General features: G+C 63.4%; 7 protein-coding genes. 5 read left to right on the forward strand and 2 right to left on the reverse strand.

The genetic code is table 11. From position 1 onward, the window contains the following. Nucleotides 1-124 precede the first annotated feature (124 nt). Nucleotides 125-2143, reverse strand: a complete 2019-nt coding sequence (locus NKJ67_RS34830; RefSeq protein ID WP_352585842.1) for a thioredoxin domain-containing protein — start codon at nt 2141-2143, stop codon at nt 125-127. A gap of 64 nt (nt 2144-2207) precedes the next feature. Between NKJ67_RS34830 and mnmE the strand changes: the two genes are divergently transcribed. The 5 genes from mnmE to NKJ67_RS34855 all read left to right on the forward strand — a co-directional run bounded on the left by mnmE (nt 2208) and on the right by NKJ67_RS34855 (nt 8334). Next, nucleotides 2208-3539 (forward strand): tRNA uridine-5-carboxymethylaminomethyl(34) synthesis GTPase MnmE, encoded by a 1332-nt coding sequence (gene mnmE / locus NKJ67_RS34835; protein WP_352585843.1) that lies wholly within the window; start codon nt 2208-2210, stop codon nt 3537-3539. Nucleotides 3540-4011: 472 nt separating this feature from the next. Continuing rightward, the gene (gene mnmG / locus NKJ67_RS34840; RefSeq protein ID WP_352585844.1) at nt 4012-5892 is read left to right on the forward strand and encodes a tRNA uridine-5-carboxymethylaminomethyl(34) synthesis enzyme MnmG; all 1881 of its coding nucleotides are present in this window, start codon (nt 4012-4014) and stop codon (nt 5890-5892) included. Beyond that, entirely contained in the window at nt 5889-6521 is a 633-nt protein-coding gene (gene rsmG, locus NKJ67_RS34845; RefSeq protein WP_352585845.1) for a 16S rRNA (guanine(527)-N(7))-methyltransferase RsmG, read from the forward strand. Before mnmG ends, rsmG begins: the two co-directional genes overlap by 4 nt. A gap of 52 nt (nt 6522-6573) precedes the next feature. Then, on the forward strand, nt 6574-7374 hold the full coding sequence (locus NKJ67_RS34850) for a ParA family protein (protein WP_081738757.1): 801 nt from the start codon (nt 6574-6576) through the stop codon (nt 7372-7374). 69 nt (nt 7375-7443) lie between these two features. Then, complete coding sequence (locus NKJ67_RS34855; RefSeq protein ID WP_352585847.1) at nt 7444-8334, forward strand: ParB/RepB/Spo0J family partition protein; 891 nt, start codon at nt 7444-7446, stop codon at nt 8332-8334. A gap of 252 nt (nt 8335-8586) precedes the next feature. Here the strand turns inward: NKJ67_RS34855 and holA are convergent, their stop codons facing one another. After that, nucleotides 8587-9633: a DNA polymerase III subunit delta gene (holA, locus tag NKJ67_RS34860; RefSeq protein WP_352585849.1), complete on the reverse strand. Its 1047-nt coding sequence runs from the start codon at nt 9631-9633 to the stop codon at nt 8587-8589. Between the last annotated feature and the right edge of the window lie 164 nt (nt 9634-9797).

Here is a 9797-nt window from a genome sequence, read left to right on the forward strand (position 1 = left end):
GCCTCGGGCCGGATGGCCATCCGGCCCGAGGCTCAATCGCTTCCATCGCACATAATCATCTCGTGCAGATACAAGGGGCGGCGCCAGCGCCGCAATTTTGGGCTGATCAAGCAGTGCGTTGCCCTTATAGCCCTCGCAACAATCGTTCCAACTCTTCAGCATCCGTCACGACCGGCAAACACACCTGCCCAGTACACAACCATGCACCCGCCTCGTTGGTCGGCGGCAGGATTCCGCCAGGCAGCAAGGGTCGATTCGTGCCCGTACCGATCGGCACGACAACGTCGACGCGGCGGGGGTCCGGACTTCGATTCGCAACCGGAACGAGCTTTGGATCGTCAAGCGCATCGACGATGACCAGTTTGAGCGGCTCGATCGCCAGCGCGCAGGCGTTGACGATGCCGGCCTGGCCATAGGCCTGGTGCGCCGCGCGGCCGGCGGCGTGCTCGGCAACTTGCCAGGCCCTTTCCTGCAGGTCGAGATTGCCGGTGACGGAGGCGAGCCGGACCAGTGCCTCGATGATCTGGCCGGTGGCGGAGGGAATCGCTTCGTCGACATCGCCGCGGATGCGGATCGGCACGTCGGTGCTGTCCGAGGCGGTCAGGTAGTAACCTGTCTTTTCGGTATCGGCGTGCCAATGGTCGAGCTGCTTGATAAACTGGCCGGCCTGGTCGACATAGCTCCAATTCCCAGTGGCCTCGAACAGCGAGATCGCTGCGTTGGCCATGGCGGCATAGTCGCTGGACAAAGCAGGGAATAGTTTTCTGGCGCCGAGCATCGAATGCGGCAGACGGCCGTCGCGGCCGGCGGTGCTGATGTGGGCGAAGGCTTTTGCCGCCGCGTCGATCCAGTCGGGCCGCGCCAGCGAACGGCCGGCCTCGGCAAGCGCTGCGATCATCTGGCCGTTCCAGTCGGTGAGGGTCTTTGCGTCAAGACCGGGCCTGACCCGCTGTTCCCGCACGGTGAGGAGTCTCGCCTTGAGCGGGCTGATCTCTTCGCGATCGATCACATAGTGCGATTGCTGGAACAGGGTTTGGTGGACGACCGGCTTGCCTTCCCAGCCGTGCGGGCTGGAGAGCGTGAAGTGTTTGAAAAACAAGGCGGAATCGTCGCCGAGGGCGGCCTCGACCTCTTCTCGGCTCCAGGTGTAGAACAGCCCTTCCTCGCCGTCGCTGTCGGCGTCGAGACTGGCGGCAAAAGCGCCGCCGTCGACGCGCATCTCGCGCAGCAGCCAGTCGACCGTCTCTTCGATTCGGACCCGGAACAACCCGTTGCCGCTTGCGGCATGGGCCCAGTTGCAGAAGCGGATCAGCTGGGCATTGTCGTAAAGCATCTTTTCGAAATGCGGCACCAGCCATTCGGCATCGGTCGAGTAACGGCTGAGCCCGCCGCCGACATGGTCGTAGATGCCGCCGCTGACCATCTGTTCGAGGCTGTTGAGAACGTCGTCGCGATGGCTGGCGTTGCCGTCGCGCAGCCAGGACAGCCACAGCGTTTGCATGAACGGTGCATTGGGAAATTTCGGCGCGCCACGCAAGCCGCCCAGATCGCGGTCGATCATGCCGTCTATGCCCTTGGCAAGCTCAGCCAGCGTGTCGCGATCGAGCCCTGTTTTCGCGTGCGAGCCGGCGAGCCGTGCCTGGACATGTGTGGTCAGGCCGTCGGCGCTCTGGTTGAGGCTCGCCCGCTTCTCGCGCCAGGCCTTGTCCACCGCCTCCATCACCTGGATGAAACCGGGGCGGCCGTAGCGTGGCTCGCGCGGAAAGTAGGTGCCGCCCCAGAACGGCTTGCCGTCCGGCGTCAGGAACATGGTCAGCGGCCAGCCACCCTGCTCGCCCATCGAGGACAGCGCCGCCATATAGATCTGGTCGATGTCGGGGCGTTCCTCGCGGTCGACCTTGATATTGACGAACAGACGGTTCATGACGGCGGCGACACCATCGTCCTCGAAGCTTTCATGCGCCATGACGTGGCACCAGTGGCAGGCGGCATAGCCGACCGAGAGCAGGATCGGCCTGTCCAGCGCCTTCGCCTCCTCGAGCGAAGCCGGCGACCAGGCCCGCCAGTGGACGGGATTGCCGCTGTGCTGCTGCAAATAGGGGCTGGCTTCTTCAGCAAGCAGGTTTTGCGCGGGCAGCGTCACTGGGCAAACTCGGGTGCGATTGGCTGATGGGCGTAAAGCTAGGGCGGTTCGGTAGAGCGGGCAAATGATTTCAGGCGATTCCATCGTAGCGCTGTCGAGCGGCCGGCTGCCGGCCGGCGTCGCCGTCATCCGTATTTCCGGCCCACAAACTCGATTCGTTATCGAAACGATTGCCGGGGGTATGGTTAAAGACCGCGTCGCGGTCTTGCGCAGATTCACAGCGCCCGGCGGGTTGGTGCTCGACACCGGCCTGGTGGTTTTCTTTCCCGGTCCGGCCAGTTTTACGGGCGAGGATGTGGCGGAATTCCACGTTCATGGCGGACGCGCCGTGGTGGCCAGGATGCTGGAGACGATTACTGGTTTCGACGGCATCAGGCACGCGGAACCGGGCGAATTCACGCGCCGCGCCTTTCTCAACGGCAAGGTCGACCTGGTCGAGACCGAGGCGCTGGCGGATCTCGTCAACGCCGAAACCGAGGCGCAGCGGCGTTTTGCTGTCCAAAATGCCGAAGGCGCTCAGAGCGAACTCTATCTCGGCTGGCGTCGCAGGCTGATCCACGCCCGTGCCATGATCGAGGCGGAGATCGATTTTGCCGATGAAGACGATGTCCCCGGTTCCGTTTCGGATACGGTTTGGTCTGATGTCCGGACAATGATTGATGAAATCGACCGGCACGTTGCCGGATTTCGTGCTGCCGAGATCATCCGTGACGGCTTCGAGGTCGTTATCCTTGGCGCGCCCAACGCGGGCAAGTCGAGTCTGTTCAATGCCCTGGCCCGTCGGGATGCCGCTATAGTAACGGATGAACCCGGCACGACGCGGGATCTGCTTGAAGTGACACTTGATCTCCAGGGGCTGCGGGTCCGGCTTACGGATACGGCCGGATTGCGCGATGCGCCGGGAAAGGTCGAGGCGATCGGCATCGAGAAGGCCAAGGCCAAGGCGCATGGCGCCGATCTCTTGCTCTTGCTGCAGGACATCGCGAACCCAAGAGATGTCGGCGAGCTGCCGACTGTGGCGCCAACCGTGCGCGTCGGCAGCAAGCTCGATCTACTGGAAGACCGCGCGGCGAGTGACGCGACGGAGGATTATGACCTTGTCATTTCGGTAAAGAACGGGACGGGCGTCGAGGAACTGCTGGGGGAAGTCGGCCGGCGGGCAGCGGATGCAGCCGGCAGCGTCGGCGATGTCCTGCCGTCGCGCCTGCGCCACGTCGAATTGCTCGGCGCAGCGAATAGCCACCTGCGTCGCGCAACGGACGGCCGGACTGTCGGGCAGGAATTGCGCGCCGAGGAGTTGCGGCTTGCAGCAGATCGCCTGGGCCGTATTGTCGGCGCCATCGACGTCGAGGACATGCTGGACGTGATTTTCTCACAGTTCTGCATTGGGAAATGACTCACGTGAAACGATGCGCTCTCGTAAAATGACTCAGTTGTCGATGCAGAGATTTTGATGGACCGTTTGCGGAACGCCCCATCGCTTCGTCATCCACGGGCGGAGCAAGGAGCGTAGCGACGCGGCGCAGACCCGAGGATCCATGCCGCGACTTCTGAGCGCGCGCCACGGTGCAGAATTCTGATCCGCTGTACTCTTTGGCCAAGATCACGGCATGGATCCTAGGGTCTCCGCGACGTCGCTTCGCTCCTGCTTTGCCCTAGGATGACGAACGTTGCGAACGCTTGGGTAAGACCTTCGAGCAGCGGCAAGGTGCGACTCACGTGAAACATCGGTGCCCCGATGACTCACGTGAAACACACGCGATGGCGGTGCAAGGCTGTTTCACGTGAAACGACTCGCGGAGTTTTCTTGACAGCCAAGCCTCGCGGGGACATGTGTCCCTCAATCATTCGAGTCTGGGAAGTTTGTGATGACCAATCACTATGATGTGGTTGTGGTGGGCGGCGGCCACGCAGGTTGTGAGGCGGCCAGCGCTGCCGCGCGCGCTGGTGCCAAGACCGCGCTGGTGACGCTGCGCTTTGATACGATCGGGGTCATGTCCTGCAATCCGGCGATCGGCGGGCTCGGCAAGGGCCACCTGGTGCGCGAGATCGATGCCATGGATGGCCTGATGGGCCGCGTGGCGGACGCGGCCGGCATTCAGTTCCGCCTGCTCAACCGCCGCAAGGGTCCCGCCGTGCGCGGCCCTCGTACGCAGGCCGACCGGAAGCTTTATCGTCTTGCCATGCAGGAAGCGATTCGGCAGCAGAACGATCTCGACGTGGTTGAAGGCGAGGTTCTGGATTTTGAGATCGCCGATGGGCGGATCACGGCTGTTCTCCTGGCCGACGGCAGGCGGCTTGGCTGTGGCGCGGTCGTGCTGACGACCGGGACTTTTCTGCGCGGGCTCATTCATATTGGCGAGAAGAAGATTGTCGCCGGCCGCATGAACGAGCAGGCCAGCCTTGGGCTCTCGGCGACGATGGACCGCGCAGGCTTCAAGCTTGGACGGCTGAAGACCGGGACGCCGCCGCGGCTCGATGGCCGGACCATCGACTGGACGACGCTGGAAAGCCAGGCCGCGGATGCGGATCCGGTGCCGTTCTCGCTGATGACCGACCGCATCGAAACGCCGCAGATCGAGTGCGGCATCACCCGCACGACGCCGGACACGCATGAGTTGATCCGCGCCAATCTTGGCCGCTCGGCCATGTATTCCGGCTCGATCGAGGGCGTCGGGCCGCGTTATTGCCCATCGATCGAGGACAAGATCGTCAAGTTCGGCGATAGGGACGGGCACCAGATCTTTCTGGAGCCGGAAGGGCTGGACGATGATACCGTCTATCCCAATGGGATTTCGACCTCGCTGCCCGAAGATGTGCAGCTCGATATATTGAAAACCATTCCGGGGCTGGAGCGCGCAATTATGCTGCAGCCCGGCTATGCCATCGAGTATGATCATGTCGATCCGCGCGAACTGCATCAGACGCTGGAGACGAAGCGCATCGGTGGTCTCTTCCTCGCCGGGCAGATCAACGGCACGACCGGCTATGAGGAAGCAGCCGGGCAAGGCCTGCTCGCAGGCCTCAATGCGGCGCGGCGGGCGGCGGGGAGCGAGCAAATCGTGCTCAGCCGCACCGAGGCGTATATCGGCGTGATGGTCGACGATTTGACCAGCCGCGGCATCGCAGAGCCCTACCGGATGTTCACCTCGCGGGCCGAGTTCCGGCTGTCGCTGCGCGCCGACAATGCGGATGAGCGGCTGACGCCGCTGGCGGCGAAGCTGGGCATTGCCTCGACGCAGCGGATGCAGCGCTACGGGCAGGTCATGCAAAGCCTGGATGAGGCGCGGGAGCTGGCGAAGTCGCTCACACTGACGCCCAACGAGGCGGCGCGTCATGGGCTGGAGATCAACCGGGATGGCGTGCGCCGGTCCGGTTATGAATTGCTGTCCTATCCAGACGTCGATGTAGCCTGGCTGGCTCGCGTCGATTCGCGGTTCGCGGATATAGACGCGAAGACGGCGGAGCGCCTCGAGACGGAAGCGAGATATTCAGTCTATCTCGATCGTCAGAAGACGGATGTGGCGCAGATCCGGCATGAAGAGAGCCGGCTGATCCCCGAGACGGTCGATTTCGCCGGGGTGCCGGGGCTGTCCAACGAATTGAAGCAGAAGATGCAAGCGCGGCGGCCGCGCTCCATTGCCGACGCCCAGCGCATGGAAGGCATGACGCCGGCGGCGCTGGCGATCATTGTCGCGCATGTCCGCCATGCGGAGAGCGCCCAGCGCCCACAAAAGGATGTTGCGTGAATTCTATGTCCCTGGAGAGCCTGCAGAATGCGGCGGGCCCGGTTTCACGTGAAACATTCGATCGATTGGTGGCGTTCGAGCAGATGTTCCAGAAATGGAATCGCAGCATCAATCTCGTCGCGCAATCGACGTCGGGCGATGTCTGGCAGCGCCACATACTGGACAGCGCGCAGCTCGCACGCATAGAGCCTCAAGCCACGCGTTGGGTGGATCTCGGCTCGGGCGGCGGATTTCCGGGCCTTGTCATGGCTTTCCTGCTTGCCGAGCGCGATGGCGCCAGCATCGATCTGGTTGAAAGCAATCGCAAAAAAGCATCCTTCCTGCAGACCGTCGTCGGTCAGTTCAGCCTGCCGGCGCGGGTCGTGGCACGCCGCATCGATGACAGCCATGCGCTTGTTTCGACGCCGCAAATCGTCACGGCGCGGGCGCTGGCTCCGCTTTCGACCTTGCTGGACCTGTCGGCGCCCTGGCTGATTTCAGGCGCGCGCGGCCTGTTCCACAAAGGCCGGGATTACCGCACCGAAGTGCAAGAAAGCGTTCACCGATGGTCCTTCGATCTGGTAGAACATCCCAGTGTGACCGACGTTGGCGGCGTCATCCTGGAATTGTCCAACCTGCGACCTGTCTGATCCGTCACTGACAGGCGATTTGGCGCCTAAAATGAATTTCTGGCATAAACCCATGATGAAGAATGGCCCCCGAATCATCACTGTAGCCAACCAGAAGGGCGGTGTCGGCAAGACCACCACCGCCATCAATCTGGCGACCGCGCTGGCTGCAATCGGCGAAAAGGTGCTGATCGTCGATCTCGATCCGCAGGGAAACGCCAGCACCGGTCTCGGCATCGACCGCAAGGATCGCACGGTGTCCTCCTATGACGTGCTGACCGGCGAGCTGGAGCTGGAAGCCGCTGCCATCCCCACAGCCGTGCCCGGCCTGTCGATCGTGCCGTCGACGCTCGATCTGCTCGGCATCGAAATGGAGATCGCCTCGGCGCCCGACCGGGTGCTGAAGCTGCGCAACGCGCTGCGCGCCGCCACCGAGCGCGGCGCACCGTTCGGCTATGTGCTGATCGATTGTCCGCCCTCGCTCAACCTTTTGACTTTGAATTCAATGGCTGCAGCCGATTCTGTTCTTGTGCCGCTGCAATGCGAGTTTTTCGCGCTCGAAGGTCTCAGCCAGTTGCTGGAGACGGTCGAGCAGGTGCGCCGCTCGATCAATCCGGATCTCACCATCCAGGGCATCGTGCTGACCATGTATGACGGCCGCAACAATCTCGCCAACCAGGTGGTGCAGGATGTGCGGGCACATATGGGCGACAAGGTCTACGAGACCATCATCCCGCGCAATGTGCGGGTGTCGGAGGCGCCGTCCTACGGCAAGCCGGCGATCCTCTACGATTTGAAATGCTCGGGCAGCCAGGCCTATCTGCAACTGGCGTCGGAAGTGATCCGCCGCGAGCGCAAGTTACGCGCAGCTTGATTAGGCCGGATGCATAGTCAAGAGCCGATTCGATACCGAAACGATTTGGAATAGCCAACTGGAATAAAGATGAGCGAAGACCTTTCGAGAAAGAGACTTGGGCGTGGGCTGGCGGCGCTGATCGGCGAGATCGATCGCCCAGTAGCGCCTGAAAAACCTGGCATGAGCGCCGACGGCAAGGTGCCGATCGAGTTCCTGACCCCCAATCCGAAGAATCCGCGCCGGCATTTCGGCGACGCCGAGCTGACCGACCTCGCCCAGTCGATCCGCGAACACGGCGTCGTCCAGCCGGTGGTGGCGCGGCCTTCGCCGACACAGGCCGGCCGCTACGAAATCATCGCCGGCGAGCGGCGCTGGCGCGCGGCGCAGCGCGCCGGGCTGTCCGAGATCCCGGTCATCATCCGCGAGGTCAACGACCGCACCGCGCTCGAACTAGCGATCATCGAGAACGTCCAGCGCACCGACCTCAACGCGGTCGAGGAAGCGCTCGGCTATCAGCAGCTGATCGACGAGCACGGCTACACCCAGGCCGATCTCGGCCAGGTGATCGGCAAAAGCCGCAGCCATGTCGCCAATACGCTCAGGCTCTTGAAGCTGCCGGATGTGATCCGCGACATGCTGATCGACGGCGCGCTGTCGGCTGGTCATGCCCGCACGCTGGTGACGGCGGAAGATCCGGCGGGCCTTGCCAAGCGCATCGTCGAAGAAGGACTTTCGGTGCGCCAGGCCGAAGCGCTGGCGCAGATGCCGGCCGGCACCAGCAGCGCCAGGGAAGCCAGGCCGGCGCCAAGTCCTGACGAAAAGGACGCCGACACGCTGGCGCTGGAAAAACTGTTGACCGATACGATCGGCATGATCGTTTCGGTGGATCACAAGGGCAGAGGCGGCACGCTTCGGGTAGCCTATCGCTCGCTGGAACAGCTTGATGAGCTGTGCAGAAGGCTGAAGCAGGATCGGTAATTAGCCGACGAATTATCTTCTGCATTGGGCATGGGCTGGCGATTGCCAGCCTTCTCTTTTTCAGCGCCGATGATTGGCGAAATCGGCGATGCCGCGAATCTCCCTCCTTGAGGGGGAGATGGCCGGCAGGCCAGAGGGGGTCGCCCCACATCAAGCGCCGGCGCCCGCGCGGAAATGAAGAAAAGGTTGGCGCTTTCCGTTCGGCGACCCCCTCTGTCGCCTTCGGCGACATCTCCCCCTCGAGGGGGGAGATTAGCCGCGCTGCGCCAACCTACTGCTTTCCACCGCAATCCCCAGCAGTGCCTGCCGCGCCAGTGCCACGGAAAGATCCGGCCGGCGCCGCGTCTGCAGCACCGCCGTCTGCAGCCGGGTCAACGCGCGGCCGAGCGCGTCGGTGCTCCAGCGCTCCAGCGCCTTCTCGACCAGCTTGCGCCGCGAGAAAAACACCGGCGGGCGAGCGGCTGCAACGACCGAGGCGGCGTTGCGGCTGCCGGACTCCATCTGGCCGCGCATGATCTGGATCTGCTGCAACTGCCGCATTGCCGAGGACAGCACCAGGAAAGGCTGGCCGCCGGACTGGCAATGGCGGGTGAAGGCGGTGTCGAAGTCGCCGATCTTGCCTTCGAGGAGCGCGTCGACCGCGTCGTCGAAAGAGGCGCCGGAGACGTCGCCCGACATCGCCTTGACCTCCTCCAGCCCGATCTCGCTCTGGCCATGGGCGTAGAGCACAAGCTTCTCGATCTCGCCGCGCGAGGCCAGCCGGTCGCCGCCGAGATTGCGGCGCAGCGCCTGCCTCGCCTCCATGCTCATCGACATGCCGGCCTTGCCCAGTTCGGCATCAATGACGCCGTCGATGTCGCGCGCCTCATCGGCATAGCACGGCAGCGCCATGGCATTGTCGGCCGCCTCGACGATGGCGCGCAATCCGACACCTTTCTTGAGATCGCCGGCCTCGATCAGAATGATCGCATCGCGCGCGGGCTCCGCCGTCAGCGCCTTGACGTCGTCGGCCAGCGCCTTCTGGCCGCTGGCATTGCGCACCCACAGCAGGCGTCGGTCGGAAAACATCGGCACGGTGCGGGCCTCGTCGAGCAGCCGGCCCTCATCGCGGTCGACCTCCGAACCCTCCAACCTGACCACCGAGAAGGGATCGTCGAGCGGCAGGCCGGTCTTGCCGGCAAACGCCTTCGCCCGCTCGGAAACGAGGCCGCGGTCAGGGCCGTAAAGCAGGACGATCGAAATGCGCTGGTCCGGCTTCGCGAGCCAGCCATCGACCTCATATGCTTTCTTCTGTGCCATAGCGGGTTGGTTAGCATGATGCGGGAGCTGCATCCAGCTTGGGCGACGGTCGACCCCCACTCCGTCGAGCTTCGCTCGACACCTTGTATCTACACGAGAGAGATTTCGTGGGATTAGAGCGATTGAGCCAAGGTCCGGGCGGCCGCCCGGACCTTGGCTTGGCG

Origin of the sequence: Mesorhizobium sp. M0088, assembly GCF_040322895.1 — a bacterium.
Taxonomy (GTDB): domain Bacteria; phylum Pseudomonadota; class Alphaproteobacteria; order Rhizobiales; family Rhizobiaceae; genus Mesorhizobium.